The organism is Arthrobacter sp. NPDC056886 (genome assembly GCF_042788715.1).
Lineage (GTDB): Bacteria > Actinomycetota > Actinomycetes > Actinomycetales > Micrococcaceae > Arthrobacter.
In genome coordinates this window covers 341785-363391 of the sequence record NZ_JBHUBT010000004.1, presented here as the reverse complement: position 1 = coordinate 363391, position 21607 = coordinate 341785, and the positions used below count along the sequence as shown (strand labels likewise).

15 protein-coding genes are annotated in these 21607 nt (G+C 67.0%); 10 read left to right on the top strand and 5 right to left on the bottom strand.

What is annotated here, in order from left to right; all coding sequences use genetic code 11:
* Positions 1–188: 188 nt before the first annotated feature.
* The 8 genes from ACFRJ8_RS09795 to ACFRJ8_RS09760 all read left to right on the top strand — a co-directional run bounded on the left by ACFRJ8_RS09795 (position 189) and on the right by ACFRJ8_RS09760 (position 11109).
* Complete coding sequence (locus ACFRJ8_RS09795; protein WP_377985912.1) at positions 189–1514, top strand: hypothetical protein; 1326 nt, start codon at positions 189–191, stop codon at positions 1512–1514.
* A gap of 160 nt (positions 1515–1674) precedes the next feature.
* On the top strand, positions 1675–2700 hold the full coding sequence (locus tag ACFRJ8_RS09790) for a LacI family DNA-binding transcriptional regulator (RefSeq protein ID WP_377985911.1): 1026 nt from the start codon (positions 1675–1677) through the stop codon (positions 2698–2700).
* Positions 2701–2807: 107 nt separating this feature from the next.
* Positions 2808–4109: an ABC transporter substrate-binding protein gene (locus tag ACFRJ8_RS09785; protein ID WP_377985910.1), complete on the top strand. Its 1302-nt coding sequence runs from the start codon at positions 2808–2810 to the stop codon at positions 4107–4109.
* Positions 4110–4122: 13 nt separating this feature from the next.
* The gene (locus ACFRJ8_RS09780) at positions 4123–5103 is read left to right on the top strand and encodes a carbohydrate ABC transporter permease (protein WP_377985909.1); all 981 of its coding nucleotides are present in this window, start codon (positions 4123–4125) and stop codon (positions 5101–5103) included.
* Position 5104: 1 nt separating this feature from the next.
* Complete coding sequence (locus ACFRJ8_RS09775; RefSeq protein WP_377985908.1) at positions 5105–6091, top strand: carbohydrate ABC transporter permease; 987 nt, start codon at positions 5105–5107, stop codon at positions 6089–6091.
* A 3-nt stretch (positions 6092–6094) separates the two neighbouring features.
* Positions 6095–7189: a glycosidase gene (locus ACFRJ8_RS09770; RefSeq protein WP_377985907.1), complete on the top strand. Its 1095-nt coding sequence runs from the start codon at positions 6095–6097 to the stop codon at positions 7187–7189.
* 75 nt (positions 7190–7264) lie between these two features.
* On the top strand, positions 7265–8329 hold the full coding sequence (locus tag ACFRJ8_RS09765) for a hypothetical protein (RefSeq protein ID WP_377985906.1): 1065 nt from the start codon (positions 7265–7267) through the stop codon (positions 8327–8329).
* Between the two features lie 152 nt (positions 8330–8481).
* Positions 8482–11109: a trehalase-like domain-containing protein gene (locus tag ACFRJ8_RS09760; protein ID WP_377985905.1), complete on the top strand. Its 2628-nt coding sequence runs from the start codon at positions 8482–8484 to the stop codon at positions 11107–11109.
* A gap of 33 nt (positions 11110–11142) precedes the next feature.
* Here the strand turns inward: ACFRJ8_RS09760 and ACFRJ8_RS09755 are convergent, their stop codons facing one another.
* The 5 genes from ACFRJ8_RS09755 to ACFRJ8_RS09735 all read right to left on the bottom strand — a co-directional run bounded on the left by ACFRJ8_RS09755 (position 11143) and on the right by ACFRJ8_RS09735 (position 16197).
* Entirely contained in the window at positions 11143–12297 is a 1155-nt protein-coding gene (locus ACFRJ8_RS09755) for a DUF1524 domain-containing protein (protein WP_377985904.1), read from the bottom strand.
* Between the two features lie 151 nt (positions 12298–12448).
* Positions 12449–13579 carry an FAD-dependent oxidoreductase gene (locus ACFRJ8_RS09750; RefSeq protein ID WP_377985903.1) on the bottom strand — a complete coding sequence of 377 codons (1131 nt, stop codon included), beginning with the start codon at positions 13577–13579 and terminating at the stop codon, positions 12449–12451.
* Between the two features lie 56 nt (positions 13580–13635).
* Entirely contained in the window at positions 13636–14562 is a 927-nt protein-coding gene (locus ACFRJ8_RS09745) for an AEC family transporter (protein ID WP_377985902.1), read from the bottom strand.
* A gap of 160 nt (positions 14563–14722) precedes the next feature.
* The gene (gene panD / locus ACFRJ8_RS09740; RefSeq protein WP_028275366.1) at positions 14723–15151 is read right to left on the bottom strand and encodes an aspartate 1-decarboxylase; all 429 of its coding nucleotides are present in this window, start codon (positions 15149–15151) and stop codon (positions 14723–14725) included.
* Between the two features lie 95 nt (positions 15152–15246).
* Positions 15247–16197 carry a LysR family transcriptional regulator gene (locus tag ACFRJ8_RS09735; protein WP_377985901.1) on the bottom strand — a complete coding sequence of 317 codons (951 nt, stop codon included), beginning with the start codon at positions 16195–16197 and terminating at the stop codon, positions 15247–15249.
* A gap of 143 nt (positions 16198–16340) precedes the next feature.
* Between ACFRJ8_RS09735 and ACFRJ8_RS09730 the strand changes: the two genes are divergently transcribed.
* Positions 16341–17804 carry an amino acid permease gene (locus tag ACFRJ8_RS09730; protein ID WP_377985900.1) on the top strand — a complete coding sequence of 488 codons (1464 nt, stop codon included), beginning with the start codon at positions 16341–16343 and terminating at the stop codon, positions 17802–17804.
* 221 nt (positions 17805–18025) lie between these two features.
* Positions 18026–21580, top strand: a complete 3555-nt coding sequence (locus ACFRJ8_RS09725) for a bifunctional proline dehydrogenase/L-glutamate gamma-semialdehyde dehydrogenase (RefSeq protein WP_377985899.1) — start codon at positions 18026–18028, stop codon at positions 21578–21580.
* Positions 21581–21607: the final 27 nt, after the last annotated feature.

Here is a 21607-nt window from a genome sequence, read left to right as displayed (position 1 = left end):
ATAATCGCACAATAAAGAACGTCAAGTAGCAAAAAAGAACATTACGGTTCCTCGTCTGTTGGCCTCCTTGTCCGTTGACTTAGTACCGGTCCGCTCATAGCGTTAAGCCCCTCAGGGTGCCGATGTGGTCCGCCAGCCGGCGGTGGCGCCCGGATCCGCGGATACATGGCGAAAACCCAGGTGCACCCATGAAGATCAAGTCCACAGCCGCCGCCACGCTGCTCGTCCTGCTGTTCCTGGGCGGATTGCTCGGCGGCGCGTCCGCACCGGCCTCCACCGAGGGTGCCACGTATTACGTGAGCGCGGACGGCAGCGACTCCAATGACGGAACGTCGCCACAATCGGCCTGGGCGACCCTCGATAAGGTCAACGCCACGGCGTTGCGGCCCGGAGACTCCGTCAGCTTTAGGCGCGGAGACATCTTCTCCGGAGGCCTGGTGGTCGGCCGGGGCGGCACCAGCCGGCTCAAGATCACCCTGAATGCCTACGGAAGCGGCAGTCTGCCCGTCATTACGGGGGGACTGACGGGTACCTGTGTCAGGCTCGACGGCGATTACGTCACCGTGGACGGCCTGCGGGCGGAATCGTGCGGTTATGCAGGCTTCAGCATCTACGGTGATCACGGCTCCGTGCGGCACTCCGCCGCGGCGAACAATGCCGCCGGTATCAAGGTGAGCGAGGGATCCGACTTTGGCACTTATTCGAACAACACGCTCGCTGACAACAACATCATGAACGTCAATACCCCGGGGGAGCGGTGCGGCACTGCCACAGCCGTGAAGTGCACGGATGATTCGGGCGCCTTCGGCTTCCTGATCAACGGCAGCGACAACGAGTTCGCCGGTAACACCATCACCGGTTCCACCGCGGTGTCCTACGACTTTGGCCACGACGGCAGCGCGTTTGAAATTTTCAATGGCAACCGGAATCGGATCCACCACAATGTGGCCGTGGACAACAACGTCTTCTCCGAATTGGGGCGCGGAAGAGGCGGAACCGCGGACGGCAATACGTACAGCTACAACCTCGTCCGGTCCACCTGCGGCCCGAATTGTTCCCAAGCCATGGGGCTGATCGCGCGCGGCAGGACGTCGTCCTTCGGGCCGACCAACGGCACCACGTTCGAATACAACACCGTATGGCTGGACGGCCCGGACTCACAGGCCCTCGTCTGCCACGCCTCATGCCCGGCCTCCACCGTCATTAGGGGCAACATCCTGGTAGCGGCACGCAACGCCCTGTGGATGGACAGCGCCGGCTGGACGGAACAGGGGAATGTCCTCAACGGCCCCATCAACATCGCTCCGAGCGCCACCTCCACCACCGAGCCCGCCGACTTTGTGAATGCACCCGCCGATCTCCACCTCTCCGGCGCGAGCCCGGCCATTGATCGGGCCGGCGTCAGCCCGTTCCCCATGGATCTGGACGGGCGGCCGGCCAACCGGGAGAGTGACTGCCACGGCGATGGCGCGGCCGATGCGGGAGCCTACGAATACAGGCCAGCCAACTGCTGAAACGCCGTGAGGGGCGCTGCCCCGATGCCGCCGGGCCGGCGCTGGCGCGGACCCACTCTTGACCCCCACCCTTGACAAGCGGCAACTGAACCGGTTTAGTAGTGGACATCACTTAACCGGTTCAGTGGAGGAAGCTGCCTCAGGACCACATCCGAAGGGAATGGCTCCATTGGCAGTCACCATCAGCGACGTCGCCCAAGCGGCCGGCGTCAGCAAGGGTGCCGTGTCCTACGCCCTCAACGGCCAGCCCGGGGTCAGCCCGGACACCCGGGACCGCATCCTCAGGGTGGCCAAGGACCTCGGCTGGAAGCCGAGCCTCCGTGCGAAAGGGCTGTCCTCAGCCAAGGCCTACGCGCTGGGCCTGGTGGTGGCCCGGGACCCTTCCTTGCTGGGAACTGACCCGTTCTTCCCGGCCTTCATCGCCGGGATCGAGACCGCGCTCGCCGAGCACGACTACACCCTGGTCCTGAGCGTCGCCACGGCGCCGGGCGCCGAGGAACGCTGCTACCGCAAGCTGGTGGACAACGGAAGGGTCGACGGCGTGATCCTCACCGATGTCCGGAGCAACGACTCCCGCATCCCGCTGCTGCTTGACCTTAAGCTGCCTGCGGTAACACTGAACCGGCCCGACGCCAGCTCACCGTTCCCGGCTGTGTCTGTGGACGAGTCGGCCGGAATCTTCGCGGCGGTGGAACATCTCGTCACCCTGGGACACCGCCGGATCGCCCATGTGGGCGGCGGGCAGGAGTACATCCACGGGCGGAGCCGCCGCCAGGCCTGGGAGGATGCGCTGACCGCGGCCGGCCTTCCCTCGGACCACTTTGCCGCCGCCGACTTCACCGCTGCGGGGGGAGCGGCCGCCACCGCGGAACTGCTCCGCCGGGCGGACCGGCCCACCGCGATCGTGTACGCCAACGACCTCATGGCCACCGCAGGGCAGTCCTACGCGCAGTCCCTCGGGCTCAGCGTCCCGGGAGACCTTTCCGTCACCGGCTATGACAACGCGGAGTTCACCCAGTACCTCAACCCGCCGCTCACCACCCTGGCCACGGACCCCATGCTGTGGGGGCGGGTTTCAGCCCAAGTCCTCCTGAACCAGCTGGCCGGGGCCCACCAGGGCGGGGATACCGCCCTCCCGGCGCCCCGCCTGGTGGTCAGGGCCTCCACCGGACCGGCCCCTGACTGACCGCTATCCGTCGACCGTAATCAACAGCCCCCGACCGTCATTTTCTTCCTGCTTGAACACCTAACCCTGGCCTGCACCGTCAGAAAAACCCCTCCCAAGGAGACGCAATGAAGCGCTTTTCAATTGCCACGCGAGTTTTGTCCGTGGCCGCACTGACCATCATGGGAGCGGGCCTGGCCGGCTGCGGCGGCGGCGCCAGCGGCGGCACCGCCGATTCGGCCACGACGGCCAAGGGTCCCATCAAGATCTGGTACTCCAACAACGAGTTCGAGGTCAAGTGGGGCAAGGCCATGGTGGAGTCGTGGAACTCCGCCCACCCGGACCAGAAGATCGATGCCCAGCAGATCCCGGCCGGCAAGAGCTCCGAGGAAGTCATCGGTGCGGCCATCACCGCCGGCAATGCCCCCTGCCTGGTCTTCAACACCGCTCCCGTCGCCGTTCCCCAGTTCCAGAAGCAGGGCGGACTCGTCGCGCTGGATTCCTTCCCCGACGGCGACCAGTACATCAAGGATCGCACCGGCGACCTCGCCGACCAGTACAAGTCCGGCGACGGCAAGATGTACCAGCTGCCCTGGAAGTCCAACCCCGTGGTCCTGTTCTACAACAAGGACCTCTTCACCAAGGCCGGACTGGACGCCGCGAACCCCAAGCTCGGCACACAGGCCGAATTCCTGGACACCGCCCGCACCCTGGTGAAGTCCGGAGCCGCGGCCAACGCCGTCTGGCCGTCCCCTGCCAGCGACTTCTTCCAGTCCTGGTTCGACTTTTACCCGTTCTACGCCGCGAACTCCGGGGGCGCGCCGCTGGTCAAGGATGGCAAGGCCACCTTCGACAGCGACCAGGGCAAGCAGGTAGCCACCATGTTCCAGACCCTGTACAAGGAAAACCTGGCCTCAAAGGAGGTCTACCAGGGCGACTCCTTCGCCGAGGGCAAGGCGGCCATGTCGCTGGCCGGGCCGTGGGCCATCGCCGCCTACAAGGACAAGGTCAACTGGGGTGCCGTGCCGGTGCCGGCCGCGCAGGCCCAGACTGAAGGCTCCACGTTCTCGGACGCGAAGAACGTCGCGATGTACTCTGCCTGCGAGAACCAGGGCACGGCATGGGAAGTCATGAAGTTCGCCACCAGCAAGGAACAGGACGGCAAGCTCCTGGCAGACACCGGCCAGATGCCGATGCGCAAGGACCTCCCGGCCACCTACGCGGACTACTTCGCCAAGAACCCCCTCTACAAGCAGTTCGCGGAGCAGGCCGGCCACACCGTCGAGGTGCCCAACGTATCCAACTCGGTTGAGGTCTGGCAGACCTTCCGCACCGCCTACGCCAAGTCCGTGATCTTCGGCAACGAAAGCGTCGACGCCGCATTCAAGGCCTCTGCCGAGAAGATCAACCAACTGGCAGCCCAGAAGTAGCGGGTGAATCTCCATGTCACTTCGCTCAGCTGAAGGCGCCCCCGGCACGGGGGACAGCGCCCCCCGGGTAGGGGGCCGGGGGCCAGGTGACCGGCGGCCGGCGGCCAGGAAGCGGAAGAATGTCCTGGGCCGCCAGCCCTTGGGCCTGCTGTTCAGTGCCCCCTACGTCATCTACGTCCTGGGCGTGCTGGCGTTTCCGCTTGGCTATGCCGTCTACATTTCCTTCCACGACTTCTTCTTCACCGCGCCGAAGGTCAAGGTGGACCGCCCGTTCGTGGGCCTGGAGAACTACATCACGGTCCTCACGGACCCCGCCGTGCAGCGTTCCTTCGCCAACATCGGGATCTTCCTGCTCATCAACGTCCCGCTGACCGTGGTCCTGTCCCTGGTCCTGGCCAACGCCCTGAACCGCGTGACCAAGCTCAAGACCTTCTTCCGGGTCAGCTACTACGTCCCGTACGTCACCGCGAGCGTCGCCGTCGTCGGCGTCTGGCTGTTCCTGTTCCAGCAGAACGGCCTGGTCAACTCGGTCCTCGGGCCGCTGGCGCCGAACCCCTCGTGGCTTGTGAACTCCTGGCTCGCGATGCCCACCGTAGCGCTGTTCGTGACCTGGAAGCAGCTGGGATTCTTCATCCTGCTGTACCTGGCCGCGCTGCAGAACATCCCGGAGGAGCTGTACGAGTCCGCCTCGGTGGACGGCGGCAACAAATGGGTGCAGTTCTGGAACATCACCGTTCCCGGCGTCCGTTCGGCCAGCGTGCTGGTGACCCTGCTGGCCACCATCACCGGCGCCAACCTGTTCACGGAACCGTACCTGCTCACCGGCGGCGGCGGCCCGGACGGGGCCTCCACCTCACCGGTGTTCCTGATGTACCAGATGGGCATCCTGCAGGGGAATCCCGATCTGGCTGCCGCACTCGGTGTGGTGCTGGTGATCGGCGTGCTGCTGATTGCCCTGATCCAGAAACGCCTCGTGGGCGGGAAGGAGGACTGACATGTCAATTCTCAACAAGGCAGCTGCGCCCAACGACGAGAACAGCGGGGGCAACAACAGCAACCAGCGCGGCGCACGCCGCCCCGGCACCCCCGCCGGCAAGCCCGGCAGCAGCCCCACCAGAAAGCAGGCGTCAGGCGCCTCCGGCGTCGAGAAGCGCAGGAGCCTCGGCCTCGGCAGTTTCGTGCTGCTGGCCCTGGGCGCGTTCGTCTTCCTCTTCCCGTTCTACTACATGTTCATCGGCTCGCTCCAGACCTCACCGGACACCTCGGTGGCCGGGGCGTTCCCCAACCCGGCGAACCTCACCGGCGAGAACTACGCGAACATCAACAACTCCATCAACCTGCTCCAGGGCCTGGTCAACTCAGGCATCTTCACCGGCGGCGTCATCTTCTTCACCGTGGTCTTCGGCCTGCTCGTGGGCTACGCCCTGGCGCAGATGCACTTCCGCGGCAAGGGGCTGGTGTTCGGCATGATGCTGCTCGTGCAGATGATCCCGTTCCAGCTGCTGCTGATCCCGCTCTACGTGATGATCGTGCGGGACTACGGCCTGGCGGACTCGTACCTGGGCATGATCCTGCCCTTCGCGATCAACTCCACGGCCGTGTTCGTCTTCCGCCAGTACTTCATGCAGCTGCCCTCCACGCTCTTCGAGGCGGCCAGGATCGACGGCGCCTCCGAACTGCGGATCCTGTGGCAGATCGCCATCCCGCTGGTGAAGCCCGCGATTGTCACGGCGGTCCTGCTGACCTTCATCGGGCCGTGGAACGAGTTCCTCTGGCCGTTCCTCGTGACCAAGGACCAGTCCATCCAGCCGCTCGCCGTCTCGCTGGCGAACTACATCTCCAACATCTCCGCAACGGCGTCCAACCCGTTCGGCGCCATCCTGGCCGGCGCCTGCGTCCTCGCAGCCCCCGCCGTCGCACTCTTCATCTTCTTCCAGCGTCAGTTCATTTCCACCAATATCGGATCCAGCGTAAAGGGTTAATCTATGACCTCCCCCCAGACTTCAGCACTCCCCACAGTCCCGTTCACCCTCACTCGCGCCGGTGTCATCATGACCCCGGAACCGGGCAACGAATTTGAGGCCGAGGGTGTGCTCAACCCGGCCAGCGGCCGCGGTCTCGACGGCGAGCTCTACCTCCTGCCGCGCCTGGTCGCCAAGGGCAACGTCTCCCGCGTGGGACTGGCCAAGGTGGTCATCGAAGACGGCGTCCCCACCGGCGTCGAACGCCAGGGCATCGTCCTGGCCCCCGACGAGGGCTGGGAACGCGGCCTGAACAACGCCGGCACCGAGGACCCCCGCACCACCTGGGTGCCGAGCCTCGGCAAGCACCTGATGACCTACGTCGCCTACGGCCCGCTGGGTCCGCGCCTGGCCTTCGCCTACTCCGAGGACCTGCGCAACTGGGAACGCCTGGGCCCGTGCCTCTTCGGCTACCAGGCCGATCTGTCGATGGACCTGAACCTGTTCCCGAACAAGGACGCCGTGTTCTTCCCGGAGCCGGTCAACGACCCCGACGGCGTGCCCTCCTACGCGATGCTGCACCGCCCGATGTGGGACCTTGGCTGGATCCGCGAGGGTGAAGGCGAGCACCTGCCGGCCGGCGTCACCGACAACCGCCCCGGCATCTGGATCTCCTACGTTTCGGTCGCGGACGTCGAAAAGGACATCAGCAACCTCGTGCACATGGCCAAGCACCGGCTCGTCGCGCTGAGCGAGTTCCCGTTCGAGGAACTGAAGATCGGCGGCGGCCCCGCCCCGATCCGCGTGGACGAAGGCTGGCTGCTGATCCATCACGGCGTCTCCGGCGAACTCGCGAAGTCCGCGTTCGACCACCAGCAGAACGTCAACTACACCGCGGCCGCGATGATCCTCGACGCCGATGACCCCTCCAAGGTGATCGCCCGCAGCGACAAGCCGCTCCTGGCGCCCGAAACCGAGGACGAGATGTCCGGAATCGTGCCCAACGTTGTGTTCCCGACCGCGATCGAGAAAATCGGCGAGCAGCTGTTCGTGTTCTACGGCATGGCAGATTCGAAGATCGGCGTCGCCAAGCTGGACCGGATTCCCGCCACCAACTAGGACCGCCGCCGTCCCCAGTCACCGCGGACCCCGGTCCCGGCGGCGTGGCATGCAATTGGAGAACAGGAAGACCCCATGCAGAAAATCACCACCCAGGCACTGCTCGAGACCTACGAGGGAGCGCTCACGTTCAGCAACCCGCTGACCGATACCATCTCCACCGATCAATTCTCCGCCGAGTACCCTGAGCGCCCGGAATGGGCTGTGGGCCCGTTCCGCAAGGACGACTCCCTGACCTTCCGGCAAGTCCAGGACTGGGACGACCCCACCGGCATCCGCTGGACGGCGGATTCGATCTTCAATCCGTCCATCATGGAGCGGGACGGCAAGCTCTACCTTTTCTACCGGGCCTCTCCGCGCAAGGAATCAGTCTCCAGCCGCATCGGCGTTGCCGTCCTCGATCCCCAAACCGGGTGGCAGGACAACCCGTCCAATCCGGTGATCTACCCCACCATGGACAATGAGATCCTCGGCTGCGAGGATCCCAAAGTGTACGGGGCCAATGGCCGGTACTACATGTTCTACAACGGTATCTGGACGATCGATCACAGCGATCAGCCGGCCGGCCAGAATTCCGAAACGTATCCCCTGGGCGATGTTGGTTGCGACATCAATGTCGCAGTGTCAGATGACCTGATCCATTGGGAAAAGCTCGGCCTGGCCGTCCCCCACGAGATTTCGCGTTACTGGGCCAAGGGGGCCGTCATCCCGCGCAACTCCCGCGGCGAAGCCGTCAAGATTGGCGGCGACTACCTGATGTATCTGTCTGAGGGCTGCGGCGGGACCACCCACGTTGGACGGTCCTCCGACATGGTGAACTGGACGTTTGAGCCGCAGGACTACCTGGACCTTGAACCGCTGGGCGGCTCACTGCACGAAGTGGCCTGTGCAATCGTCAGCGACGGCGACCGGACCGAGATGGTCCTGGACTTCTTCTATGGCGACGCCAACGGCCAGTTCTCCGCGGCTCAGGCGCTGTATGACATCAGCCAGCCCTTCACGCAGAAAGCGGTCCACAAGGGTGGCTCGCTGGCGTGGGGAGGGCTGCTCAAGTTCGGCGGAAGCTGGGTGTTTGCCCAGGGCTGGGATGCTCCCAAGGGGTCCCGGGAGATGTACTTCTACCGCGCCGACCGCAGCTAGCGCCCACTTCCTGTTCCCGGCGGCCTGCAGACGTTACATACCTGCAACCGCCGGGACACCCGGGCGAAACTGTGCCAGGAGGATACTGGAACTACGCCCTTCCGAGGACGATTCTCATGCAGGCATTGGGGAATATTCGAAGGACTCCGCACATGCCCACTCCGCTCAACCAGTCCTTGGCCGACTCTGCCCTCCTGACCAAATCCCTCCCGCTGGGCCTGCTCCGGGCCTTCGTTCAGACTGACGCCGCCGACGACGGGCTGACGCCCCAGTTGCTGGCTGAGCTCAAGATCCTGGCCCGCACCCCCGGGCTGCTGGTGGCGTGCAACTATGGCGGAACCCTCTGCGCGGCGGAGGGGATCTCGACCGAGACCCTGCCGCTGGCCAGTGCGGCGATCGCCCTCCGCGCGCTCGCCGCCTTGCCCAATACACACACCGCCGTCATTTCCGGCCGCTCCCTCCGCGACCTTGCCGCCGTCTCACGGCTGCCCGCCGAGGTGCATCTGGTGGGCTCGCACGGTGCCGAGTTCGACATGGGCTATGCCCACACCCTCTCGCTGGCCACGGAGTCCGTGCTCCAGCAGACTCATCAGGCGCTCGCCGAAACGGTCGGCGCGTACCGGGGCATCAGCATCGAACGCAAGCCCGTCGCGGTCTCCGTCCATACACGGTCAGCGGCGCCGGACATCGTTGACGAGGCCACGCGGCAGGCATCGCGCATCGCCCAGGACAACGGGCTGCACTTCATCGTGGACGGCTCGGTGCTGGACCTTTCGGTCGTCCAGCCCTCTAAGGCCGCGGCTATGGAGCACCTGCGCTCCGTGCTCGGCGCCAGTGCCGCACTCTACGCCGGCGACGCGTCCAGCGATGAGCTGGCCATGGCGACGCTGCGCGGGCCGGACATGGCGTTGCGCGTGGGGGAGGGGCCCAGCGTGGCGAACCACAGGCTCCGGGACACGGAATCGTTCGCCCGGGTCCTGGCGATCCTGTTCGAACTGCGGCGGGCGTGGCTTTTCGGCGAGGACGCTGTGGGGCTGGAACGGCACTCCATGATCGGTAATGGCTCCTCAACCGCCCTGATCACGCCGGACGCGAAGATCTGCTGGATGAGCCACCCGCGGCCGGACTCGGGGTCGCTGTTTGCCCATCTCCTCGGCGGCGACGCGGCCGGCCACTTCTCCGTGGAACCGGTGAAGTCCTCCCAGGTCCTTGGCCAGCGCTATGTGGACAGCACCATGATCGTCGAAACCCGCTGGGCCGACGTCACCGTGACGGATTACCTGGAGCCGGCCCCCGAAGGCATCACCAGCCTGGTCCGTGTGCTCTCCGGCACCGGCACGGCGAGAATCGTGTTCGCGCCGCGGCCGGACTACGCGAATGCGCCGTTCAGCATGGAGGCGCGCGGGACGGAACTGCATGTCGTGGGAACCGCGGATCCCATCACCCTTCGGGCGCCCGGAGTGGCCTTTTCCATCACCTCGGACGGCCGGCATGCCACCGCCACAGGCGATGTCGATTTGCGGGACGGGCCGGTGGTCCTGAACCTGCGCTGCGGCGACACAGAACCGCAGCCGGCGGTGCCGGACGACGAGACCGGGCGCCGCGCCGCCGTCGCCCATCATTCCCGGCGCTGGGTCCACGAGCTGCAACTGCCGGGCGTGAAGCCCTCGCTGGTCCGCCGGTCCGCGCTGGTGCTGCGGGCCCTGGTCCACGAACCCACCGGCGCAGTGCTGGCCGCGCCCACCACCTCACTGCCGGAGGGAATCGGCGGCACGCGCAACTGGGACTACCGATACTGCTGGCTGCGGGACGGCTCCATGACCGTCAACGCCCTCGTGGACCTTGGCTCCACCGCCGAGGCAGAGGGCTTCCTGGCCTGGCTGGGCCGGATCCTGGCCCACGCCCCGGGCCCGGAGTGGCTGCATCCGCTGTACTCGGTGACCGGGGCCCCGCTGTCCACCGAGGCGATCATCGAGAGCCTGCCCGGCTACGCGGGATCGCGCCCGGTCCGGATCGGGAATGCTGCCGACCACCAGGTGCAGCTGGACGTGTTTGGCCCGGTTGCCGAACTGATTCACGCTCTCAGCGGCCGCCAGGGCGTGCTCTCCGACGATCACTGGGAATTGCTGGTGCAGATGGCCGCGGCCGTGTTGGCCCGCTGGCATGAAGCGGACCACGGCATCTGGGAGGCCCGGCGGGCGCCGCGGCACCACGTCTACACGAAAGTGATGTGCTGGGTCGCGCTGGACCGGGCGCTGCGCACGGCCGCCCGGCATGGCCGGGAACCGCTGCCGGACTGGGAGCCCACAGCGGCGGAAATCCGGCAGGAAGTCCTGCGCGAAGGCTGGGACGAGTCGGCGTATTCCTACACCGTGGCGTACGACAGCCCGGACCTGGATGCAGCTGTGCTGCACATCGGTCTCTCCGGCCTGCTGGATGTCAACGACCCCCGTTTCCTGGCAACTGTCACGGCGGTGGAACGGGAACTGCGGGTGGGGCCCACCGTTTTCCGCTACCGGTACGACGACGGCCTGCCGGGCTTGGAGGGCGGCTTCCACATCTGCACCACGTGGCTGATCGAGGCCTACATCGCCGTCGGCCGGATCGAGGAGGCCTGGGACCTCTTCGACCAGCTAGTGAACCTGTTCGGCCCTACGGGGCTGCTGCCCGAGGAATACGATCCCGGCACGGAAACCCATCTGGGCAACCATCCCCAGGCGTATTCGCACCTGGGCTTCATCCGCTGCGCCCGGCTCCTGCACGACCACCAGAGGAGCTGACCGCCAGTCCACACACTGAAGCAGGGCCTGCCGCTACTCGCAGCCGACGCCGTCGCCGTCGCGGTCCAGCGTCCGGCTGTACCCCGGCTGGCCGACGTGGATGGGCGCCGCGCCGGCTGCGCGGACCGCGGTGCAGTTCGCGTAGGTTCTTGCCGCAGGCGCAGGCGCGGGTGCGGGGGCCATCTGCGGCTGCGCCGGGGCGGGCGCGGGCACAGCCGCAGGCGCCGCGGCGGGCTGCCGTGCGGGTGGTGCCTGCGCGGCCTGCGCAGGCGCGGATGCCGGCCGGGTGGTCGGGGCCAGGGCATTCGGGCAGTCCGCGAGGACCCGGGCCATGGCGTCGTGCTCGGCCTGGGTCACCCAGAGCCCGTAGCTGGACTTCACTGAAATCTGGCGGGCGACGTAGGTGCAGCGGTAGGACTTGTTCGGCGGCAGCCAGGTGGCGGCGTCGCCGTCGCTCTTGCTTTGGTTGGCCGGGCCGTCCACCGCTAGCAGGTTCAGGGGATCGTTGGCGAAGGACAGCCGCTGCGCCGGACTGAGCTTCTGCGCACCCTTCTGCCAGGCGTCGCTGAGGGCCACAACGTGATCGATCTGGACCGCGGTGCTGGTCGCGTTGCCGCGCCGGAAGTTGATGGCGGTGGCCGTGTAGGGGTCGGCCAGGACGCCGGAGAGCACCACGCAGTCCCGCGTCCCGGGCCTGAGCGTGAGGGCCTTGAGGTCGCGGCGGAGCATGTCATTGCGGGTATCGCAGCCGTTGTGGTCAACGTCGGACCAGGCCGGGCCGAACTGCTCGCGCGAATAGCCCGTCTTTGGTGCGCGGCCCTTGACGGGCAGTGTCGCCAGCACCTCGCGGGCTTTGCTCGCAACGGCTGGCTGCTGGTGCGGGGAGCCGGCGCCGGGAACATCGGCACCGGGCGTGGTGTCCGGATCCGGCGGGGCGCTGTCCGTGCCGGATCCGGACACGGTGGCGGGCGAGATCGCGACGGCGGTCGGGGCGGCGGCCGGCGCCGTCCCGGGGCTGGCGCAGGCCGGGGCGGAAATTAGCAGCAGCCCTGCCAGCCCGGCCGCGATCCAGTCCACCGCGCCGATCTTCCGGCTGCGGGAGCCCTTGTAATGAGTGCTGTCTGGCTGCGTGGTGTTACTGGATTGGGCGCCGTTGGATTGGGCGCTGCCTGATCGCGTGCTGAGCAATTCTTCCCTACTTCATGCTGTTGCCCCTGCTATCCGCGGGGCGGCTTAAGACCGGTCCCAGCCTACCGGCGCACCCGGCAACGCAACGGGACGCCGCGTCGCTGCAGACGGAACCGGACGGACCGAACAGATTGCTGGTGCCCTGCGGACGTCAGCGGATCCCCGGCCGGGACGCCGAGAAGATGGCCGGCGCCCCGCCGTCGCCGGTTGCGAGGTCGGCCAGGATCCTGCCAACCACCGGCGTGAACTTGAATCCGTGCCCCGAGAAGCCGGCGCCGATCACCACCGGGCCGATCCGGTCCAGGACAAAGTTCTCATCCACGGTGGTGGTGTAGGTGCAGCTGATGTCGGTGAGGGAGTCGGCGTCGACCCCGGGCAGCCAGTCCCGGGCGTACCGCTGCAGGGCCGCCCGCTGTTCGGGTTCCGGAGCGAAGGTCCGCCGGTCCGGATCCATCACCGGACCCACGCCGTGCCAGCCGGCCTTGATCCCCTCGCCCGGCGTTTGCATGCCGTAGACGGGCGAGCGCCAGTAGGCGTACGCCTCTCCGTGGCCGGGCGTGTGGTTGAACCCCGGCCACTGGGCGCCGTGGTCCGTGATGGCGAAGTGTGCGGGCTGTTCCTGTGTGACCGTCAGCCGGGGCAGCGGCGCCACGCCGGCCAGCAACTTCGTGGTCCAGCCGCCCGCGGTGACCACGGCCTGCCTGGCGGAGAGCGTCTCGGTGCGGCCCCCGGCCTCGAGCGTGAGCCGGACGCCGTCGTCGAGCACCTTCAGCTCGAGGACCTTCACATGGTGGCGGATCTCGGCACCGAGGCCGGCGGCGAGGCGCTGGAGGGCCGGCAGCGCGGCATCCGGATTCAACTGGCCGCCGTCCGCCATGTGCAGCACACGCTGGTCGAACCGGATGCCCCGCCAGCGCTCGCCGGCCTCCGCGGCGGAGAGGAACTCGGCCCGGAGCCCCGCGGCGAGCAGCGCGTTACGGACCTCGGGCAGCCGCGGGTCGGCGCCGTGGTTCACCACGCCGGTGCGCGCCAGCAGCCGCTCGCCGGAGTCCGCTTCCAGCTCGCTCCACAGCCGCGCCGCCTCGGCCAGCATGGCAACGTAGTCCGGATCCGCATAGCCGGGGTTGAAGTTCCGGGTTGTGCCATGGGAGGCGCCGTTATGGTGGCCGGGCCCGAATTGCTCCAGCAGGGTCACCTCCCGGCCGCGCCGGGCCAGCGCCCAGGCGGTTGCGGAGCCCATCGCGCCGCCGCCAATGACCACTGTGTCCAGGGTTGCTTTCAAGAGTCCTCCTCCGAAGTTTGGTGCTGTCCCGCCCGCCCGGGCATGACCAGATACGGTCAGGCCAGCAGCAGGGCAACGCCGATCATGGCAGGGACAGCTACCACCGTAGTGATCAGCACGGTGTCCTTGGCTACTGTGACGCCGGTGCGGTAGCGGCTGGCCGCGACAAACACGTTTTGGGCGGTGGGCAGGGCAGCTGTGACCACCGCGGCGAACAGCGCCTGCTCCTGCATGCCGAGGACAAAGCGGGCAAACAGGTACGCCACCAGCGGATGGACGATCAGTTTGAAGAAGCTCGCCAGCAGGGTGTCCAGCCGGCGTCCGGCGGCCGCCTGCAACGGCGCGGAGTTGTTCAGGCTCATGCCGAAGGCGATCAGCATGGCCGGGATGGCCGCCCCGCCGATCAGGTGGATGGGCTCCATGATCAGCGGCGGTACCTGCCAGCCGGTTCCGGCAACCAACAGACCCAGTCCGGTGCCGACGATCATCGGGTTCCGCAGGATCATGAGCACGAACCTCAGCGGCGTGGTGCGGTGAGAGCTGGTGGTGGCGTCCAAGGCCATGAGGAACAGGGGAGTGAAGAAGGCCAGCTGGAAGATGAGCAGGGGCGCAACGTAACTGGCATCGCCGAGCACGAACACGGCGATGGGGATGCCGAGGTTGGCCGAGTTGGCCAGGGACGCGCTCATGGAGGAAATGAGGGCCTCGGGTACCGGCCGCCTGAGCGCGAACCGCACAATGCCAAAGAACAGGACCGCCGTTATGACGGCCCCCACCGCCGTCACGAGCAACGGCGCGGCAAAGACGCTATGCAGATTGGCCTTGCTGAGCGTCTCGAAGAGCAGGGCGGGGCTCGCGACGAAGAACGTCAGGGCGCTGAGGACGGAGCGGGCGTTCTCGCCCAGAATGTTGCGCCGGCCCACGAACATGCCGACCAGGATGATGACCCAGACGACGAAGAAGCCTGCCAGTACCCCTAACACGCGGTTCTCTGCAGCGGAGCGGGAGGGCGGCGGGTAAAGGACACCGTTCCAGAGTAATCAGCTTTATTCCGCAGACCGTCCTATTACGCCCGACGGCGTGCTGCCGCGCCCCTGCGCACGCCTGCCGCTGGACCCGGCAGACGGGGGCGGGCTGGTGCCGCTAGTTCAGCGCGGCGTTATTCAGCGAGTGCGGCGGGCGCATGAGGCCGGGCGTCATGCCCTCCGCGGGGTCGTTGCCGATCTGGACAATCTTGTTGTCCTGATCAACGTGGACCACCTTGGGGTTGTACGCCTTCGCCTCTTCCGTGGTCATCTGGGCGTAGGTAATGAGGATGACGATGTCGTTCTCGTGCATCAGGTGGGCGGCGGCGCCGTTGATGCCGATCACGCCGGAACCGCGCTCGCCGGCAATCGTGTAGGTCTCGAGCCGGGCGCCGTTCGTGACGTCGACAATCGCCACCAGTTCCCCGGGAAGGATGTCGGCCGCCTCCAACAGATCCAGGTCCACGGTGACGGAACCGACATAGTGAAGGTCCGCGTGCGTGACCGTCGCGCGGTGGATCTTGGATTTGAATATTGTGCGATTCATAACGCCACCAGTCTAGCGCGGGGCCGCCGCGCGCGCTGTGGCCCACCGCACACGCAGCGGGCCTGCCGCGCAGGCCGATCCGCGGAGGGCTGCAATCACGCGGGCCGGTGCACGGGGGCTGGGTCAAGGGCGCCGGCCGCCGCTGCGGGCACGATTGATGCGGCCGTCAACGCGAGGATTTCGCGGGCTGCCAGCAGGGCCGGCCGCCTGGCACTGGACCGCCGCACCGAGGTGAACACTGTCCGGTGCGGATCACCGGGCAGGTCCAGGAGTTGCGCGCTGGTGCCGCGGCCGGTCCACACGAGGTCGGGCATCAGGGCCACCGCATTTCCCGATTCGATCAGCCGGATCTGGGCCTGAAGGTCGGCGGTTTCAAAGCGGACGTCGGGCTCAAAGCCGGCGCTCCTGCAGGCCTGCTCGGCCCAGTGCCGGGAGGCCGCTCCGCGCGGTTCCATCACCCAGGGCAGCCCCGCGGTGTCGGTCAGCGTCCTGATGGCGCCGCGCCCGGGCGAAGCGGGTGGAACGGCGAGCCGGATGGCGTCGCGGGTCAGGGCCACGCGGTCCAGTTCGGCGTAGTGCGGGGCGGCATGGCCGGGGTACTGCTCGGCGATCACGAGGTCGAAGTCGCGGGCCCAGGTCTCGTGAAGCGCTGTTTCCGGTTCCCGCTGGGTCATTTCCACCCGGACTTCCGGGTAGCTGGAGGCCATCCTGGTCAGGGCGTCCGGCATGAGTGCCAGCGCGGCGGACTGGAAGACCGCAATCCGCACGGTACCGGTGACCGTGGTCAGCGACGCGGCCAGGTCCGCCTCCGCCTGCTCCAGGGTCTCCAGGAGCTGAGAGGTGTGGGCCACCAGGACTTCGGCCTGCGGGGTCAGCTGCACGCGCCGCCCGGTCTTGCGCAGGAGCTCCACCCCGGCCTCCTTCTCAAGGAGGGCCAGCTGCTGCGAGACTGACGACGGGCTGTACTGGAGCGCCTCGGCCACTTCGGCCAAGGTGCCCCGGATCTTCAGTTCGCGCAACAGTCGCAAACGCCGGACGTCGAGCATCGCTATTCCTTTGTGAATTCTGATGGTTATTCATTAAGAGAATTCACTTTATCTAATGCAATCGGGCTTGCATACTGTTGTCACTCGGTAAGGCCCATCACAGGGTGTATTGATGGGCATCACACCCAAGCAGGAGGGCCCTGATGGCTACACAGGATTTGGCACAGTCGATCATGCGGCGCAAGCCCATCGACGACATCGAAGAAGAAAACAAACACAGCGGATTGCACCGGAGCCTTGGCCTGTGGCAGCTGACGGCCATCGGCGTCGGCGGCATTATCGGCGTCGGCATCTTCTCCCTGGCCGGCCTCGTGGCCCACGGCAGCGAGACCGAGCCCGGAGTCGGCCCGGCCGTGCTCATCTCGTTCCTGATCGCCGGCCTGGCATCCGCCGCTGCGGCGCTGTCCTACGCCGAGTTTGCCGGCATGATCCCGCGGGCAGGCTCGGCCTACACCTACGGCTACGTTGCCCTCGGCGAGATCATCGGCTGGTTTATCGGCTGGGACCTGCTGCTGGAATACATCGCCATCGTGGCCGTGGTGGCCATCGGCATTTCGGGCTACTTCGATGCCGCCCTCTCCGGCATCGGAATCCATATGCCGGTCTGGATGACGGCGACGCCCGATGAGGGCACTGGCGGCATCATCAACCTTCCGGCGATCCTTGTATGCCTGCTGGTGACCTGGATCCTCTCCCGCGGCACCAAGACCTTTGGGCGCTTCGAGCTCATTGCCGTCGGTATCAAGGTGTTCCTGATCCTGTTCATCATCGGTTTGGGCATCTTCTACATCAACACCAACAACTACAACCCGTTCTTCCCCAGCGGCTTCGGTCCCGTGGTGGCTGGCTCCGCCACGGTGTTCTTCGCAGTGTTCGGCTACGATGCCATGAGTACCGCGGCGGAGGAGGCGACGGACGGCAAGAAGCACATGCCGAAGGCGATCATCCTCTCGCTGATCATCGCCATGCTGCTCTACGTTGCTGCCACCCTGGTGCTCACCGGCATGCAGAACTTCACCGAGATCGACCCCAAGGCCGGTTTTGCCTCCGCCTTCAACAGCGTCGGGCTGCCGGTGATCGCGACGATCATCTCCGTGTTCGCGGTCCTGTCCATCCTCACCGTGATGCTCACCTTCCTCCTCGGTGTCACCCGCGTCTGGTTCGCGATGAGCCGCGACGGCCTGCTGCCGGGCTGGTTCTCGAAGACGGACCGGCACGGCACGCCGCAGCGCGTGACGTGGATCGCCGGTGTCGGGTCGGCCATCCTGGCCGGCATCCTCCCGATCAAGGCCGTGGCGGACCTGACCAACATCGGCATCCTGGCCGCGTTCGTCGTCGTCTGCGTGTCGGTGATCGTGTTCCGCTACAAGAAGCCCGACGCCCCGCGGACCTTCCGCCTGCCGCTGATGCCCCTGGTTCCGGCGTTCGGTGTGTTTTCCTCGCTGTTCCTGATGTTCCAGCTGCACTGGGAGACCTGGCTGCGGTTCGGCATCTGGCTCGTAATCGGCCTGACCATCTACTTCACCTACGGCCGCAAGAACTCGCTGATGAACCCGGACAGCCCGCGGCACGAGGAGATCGTGGAAATGCACCGGCCCCTCCCGTAACCACACCCACCTCCCCGTTGCGCTATCACTCCTGGTTCCCATTCCAAGGTTTTAAGGGCCAAGAGTGATAGCGCAACGGGTTTTTAACGTTCGGCCGGGAAAACGAAGCCTCGGATTTTCTAACCGGTATTGCTCAGAAAACTTCGCTTTATCTTATGAAAATCCGGTTGCATACTGATTCATAAGAGGTCCACATCTTGAGAAAAGAGCGAGTTCCAGCCATGACCAACATCTCCACGGAGCCCGGCGCAACCACCGGCAACGCAGCAGGCAGCGCCGCAGGCAACGAAGCCGCGCACGCCGCCGTTTCGGAAGGCTCCACGGTCCTCGAGGCCGCAGCCCTCGCCGAGGACACCATCGCGCTGGTGCGCCACTGGCTCACCGAAGCCGCGAAGGTGCCCGTCGACGCCTCGGCCGAGCAGCTTGCCGGGGTCCTGAAGGACCCCAACGGCCTGGACTTCACGGTCGGGTTCGTCGACGGCGTCGTCCGTCCCGAAGACCTGCAGGTCGCCGCCCGCAACCTCGCCGCCCTGGCCCCGAAGGTCCCCGCCTTCCTGCCCTGGTACATGCGCAGCGCGGTCCGCCTCGGCGGCACCATGGCCCCGGTCCTGCCCCAGGTGGTCATCCCGGTTGCCCGCCGGGTGCTGCGCGAAATGGTCGGCCACCTCATTGTCGACGCCACCGACGCCAAGCTGGGCCCGGCCATCGCCAAGATCCGCAAAGACGGCATCAAGCTCAACGTCAACCTCCTTGGCGAGGCGGTGCTCGGCGAGCACGAGGCCTCCCGCCGGCTCGAGGGCACGCACACCCTGCTCTCCCGGCCCGACGTCGATTACGTCTCGATCAAGGTCTCCTCCACGGTGGCCCCGCACTCCGCGTGGGCCTTCGATGAGGCCGTGGAGCACGTCGTGGAGAAGCTCACCCCGCTCTTCGCCCGCGCCGCCTCCTTCTCCAAAGCCAAGTTCATCAACCTGGACATGGAGGAATACAAGGACCTGGACATGACCATCGCGGTCTTCACCCGGATCCTGGACAAGCCCGAATTCAAGAACCTCGAGGCCGGCATCGTGCTCCAGGCCTACCTCCCGGATGCCCTGTCCGCCATGATCCGCCTGCAGGACTGGGCCGCCGCCCGGCGCGCCGACGGCGGCGCCGCCATCAAGGTCCGCGTCGTCAAGGGCGCCAACCTGCCCATGGAGCAGGTCGAAGCCTCCCTGCACGACTGGCCGCTCGCCACGTGGGGCACCAAGCAGGACTCGGACACCAACTACAAGCGCGTCATCAACTACTCGCTGCACCCGGACCGGATCCGGAACATCCGGATCGGCGTCGCCGGACACAACCTCTTCGACATCGCCTTCGCCTGGCTCCTGGCCAAGCAGCGCGGCATCGCGGATACCGCACAGCAGAGTATCGAATTCGAGATGCTCCTCGGCATGGCCCAGGGCCAGGCCGAAGCCGTCAAGAAAGACGTCGGCTCCCTCCTGCTTTACACCCCGGTGGTGCACCCCGCCGAGTTCGACGTCGCGATCGCCTACCTGATCCGCCGCCTCGAAGAGGGCGCCAGCCAGGACAACTTCATGTCCGCCGTGTTCGAACTCAGCGAGAACGAATCCCTCTTCGAGCGGGAGAAGCAGCGCTTCCTCGCCTCGCTCGCCAAGCTCGACGACGAGGTCCCGGCCCCGAACCGCCTGCAGAACCGTGCCCTCCCGGCCGCGCCGCTGCCGCACGACTCGTTCGAGAACACCCCGGACACCGATCCGTCGCTGCCCGCCAACCGCGACTGGGGCCGGGCCATCCTGGGCCGCGTGGCGACGTCGACACTGGGCAACGCCGCCGTCGAGGCCGCCACGATCAACGATGCCGCGACGCTGAACACGGTTATCGAGACCGCCGTCGAGAAGGGCAAGGCCTGGGGTGCGCTCTCCGGCGCCGAGCGCGCCGACATCCTGCACCGCGCCGGCGACATCCTCGAGGCCCGCCGCGCCGACCTCCTCGAGGTCATGGCCAGCGAGACCGGCAAGACGATCGACCAGGGCGATCCCGAGGTCAGCGAGGCAGTGGACTTCGCGCACTATTACGCAGAGTCCGCCCGCAAGCTCGACGACGTCGACGGCGCCACCTTCGTCCCGGCCAAACTCACCGTCGTCACGCCGCCGTGGAACTTCCCGGTCGCCATCCCGGCCGGCTCCACCCTCGCGGCCCTCGCCGCCGGCTCCGCCGTCGTGATCAAGCCCGCCAAGCAGGCCCGCCGCAGCGGCGCCGTCATGATCGAGGCCCTCTGGGAGGCCGGCGTTCCCCGCGACGTCCTCACCATGGTCCAGCTGGGCGAGCGGGAACTGGGCCAGCAGCTGATTTCCCACCCGGCCGTGGACCGCGTCATCCTGACCGGCGGCTACGAGACCGCCGAGCTCTTCCGCTCCTTCCGCAACGACCTGCCCCTGCTGGCCGAGACCAGCGGCAAGAACGCCATCATCGTCACCCCCAGCGCGGACCTGGACCTCGCGGCCAAGGACGTCGCGTACTCCGCCTTCGGCCACGCCGGCCAGAAGTGCTCCGCCGCCTCGCTGGTGATCCTCGTCGGCTCCGTGGCGAAATCGAAGCGCTTCCACAACCAGCTGATCGACGCCGTGACCTCACTGAAGGTCGGCTACCCGGAGGATCCGATGAGCCAGATGGGCCCGATCATCGAGCCCGCCAAGGGCAAGCTGCTGAACGCCCTCACCACCCTGGGCGAGGGCGAGACCTGGGCCGTGGAGCCGCGGAAGCTCGATAATACGGGCAAGCTCTGGAGCCCGGGCGTGCGCTCAGGCGTCCGCCGCGGATCGTACTTCCACCTCACCGAATTCTTCGGCCCCGTCCTCGGCGTGATGACCGCGGAGACGCTCGAGGAGGCCATCGCGATCCAGAACCAGATCGAATACGGCCTCACCGCGGGCCTGCACTCCCTGAACAGCGAAGAGCTGGGGACCTGGCTGGACACCATCCAGGCCGGCAACCTCTACATCAACCGCGGCATCACCGGCGCGATCGTCCAGCGCCAGCCGTTCGGTGGCTGGAAGAAGTCCGCCGTCGGCACCGGCACCAAGGCCGGCGGGCCGAACTACCTCGTCGGCCTCGGCGAATGGGTCAGCAAGCCCAGCACCGCCGCCGGCACGACGGGCGCCGCTCCCGCCCACTCCGGCGTCCGCCGGATCGAGGACGCGGCCAAGGGCTTCCTGACGGCCGCCGAACTCGCACCGCTGCAGCGCGCGCTCGCCTCCGACGCCCGCGCCTGGGCCGAAGAGTTCGGCATCGCGAAGGACGTCTCGGACCTGAGCGCGGAGCGCAACGTGTTCCGCTACCGCTCGCTGCCCGTCACCGTCCGCCTCTCGGAAGGCGAGCCGCTGGCCGCCCTGGTGCGGACCGTCGCCGCGGGCGTCCTGGCCGGGTCCGATCTGACGGTCTCCACCGCCGTCGAACTGCCCGCCCAGCTGCGCGCCGTCCTGTCCGGGCTCGGCATCGCTGCCACTGTTGAGAACGACGCCGAATGGCTCGCGTCCGCCGGCACGCTCGCCGCGGCGGGCAAGCTCTCCGGCGCCCGGATCCGGCTGATCGGCGGGGACGCCAAGGCCCTGTCCGAGGCGACGGGCGGCCGCCCCGACCTGGCGGTGTACGTCCACCCCGTCACGGAAGCCGGACGCGTGGAACTGCTGCCGTTCCTGCACGAGCAGGCCATCAGCATCACGGCGCACCGTTTCGGCACGCCCAACCACATCTCGGACGCCCTGATCTAGGCTGCCAAGAGCTTAGCCCGGGTGTGC

Excerpts from the sequence above, each read along its gene's own strand:
- ACFRJ8_RS09795 (WP_377985912.1), top strand. The coding sequence starts at position 189 with ATGAAGATCAAGTCCACAGCCGCCGCCACGCTGCTCGTCCTGCTGTTC.
- ACFRJ8_RS09790 (WP_377985911.1), top strand. The coding sequence starts at position 1,675 with ATGGCTCCATTGGCAGTCACCATCAGCGACGTCGCCCAAGCGGCCGGC.
- ACFRJ8_RS09785 (WP_377985910.1), top strand. The coding sequence starts at position 2,808 with ATGAAGCGCTTTTCAATTGCCACGCGAGTTTTGTCCGTGGCCGCACTG.
- ACFRJ8_RS09780 (WP_377985909.1), top strand. The coding sequence starts at position 4,123 with ATGTCACTTCGCTCAGCTGAAGGCGCCCCCGGCACGGGGGACAGCGCC.
- ACFRJ8_RS09775 (WP_377985908.1), top strand. The coding sequence starts at position 5,105 with ATGTCAATTCTCAACAAGGCAGCTGCGCCCAACGACGAGAACAGCGGG.
- ACFRJ8_RS09770 (WP_377985907.1), top strand. The coding sequence starts at position 6,095 with ATGACCTCCCCCCAGACTTCAGCACTCCCCACAGTCCCGTTCACCCTC.
- ACFRJ8_RS09765 (WP_377985906.1), top strand. The coding sequence starts at position 7,265 with ATGCAGAAAATCACCACCCAGGCACTGCTCGAGACCTACGAGGGAGCG.
- ACFRJ8_RS09760 (WP_377985905.1), top strand. The coding sequence starts at position 8,482 with ATGCCCACTCCGCTCAACCAGTCCTTGGCCGACTCTGCCCTCCTGACC.
- panD (WP_028275366.1), bottom strand. The coding sequence starts at position 15,151 with ATGAATCGCACAATATTCAAATCCAAGATCCACCGCGCGACGGTCACG.
- ACFRJ8_RS09735 (WP_377985901.1), bottom strand. The coding sequence starts at position 16,197 with ATGCTCGACGTCCGGCGTTTGCGACTGTTGCGCGAACTGAAGATCCGG.
- ACFRJ8_RS09730 (WP_377985900.1), top strand. The coding sequence starts at position 16,341 with ATGGCTACACAGGATTTGGCACAGTCGATCATGCGGCGCAAGCCCATC.
- ACFRJ8_RS09725 (WP_377985899.1), top strand. The coding sequence starts at position 18,026 with ATGACCAACATCTCCACGGAGCCCGGCGCAACCACCGGCAACGCAGCA.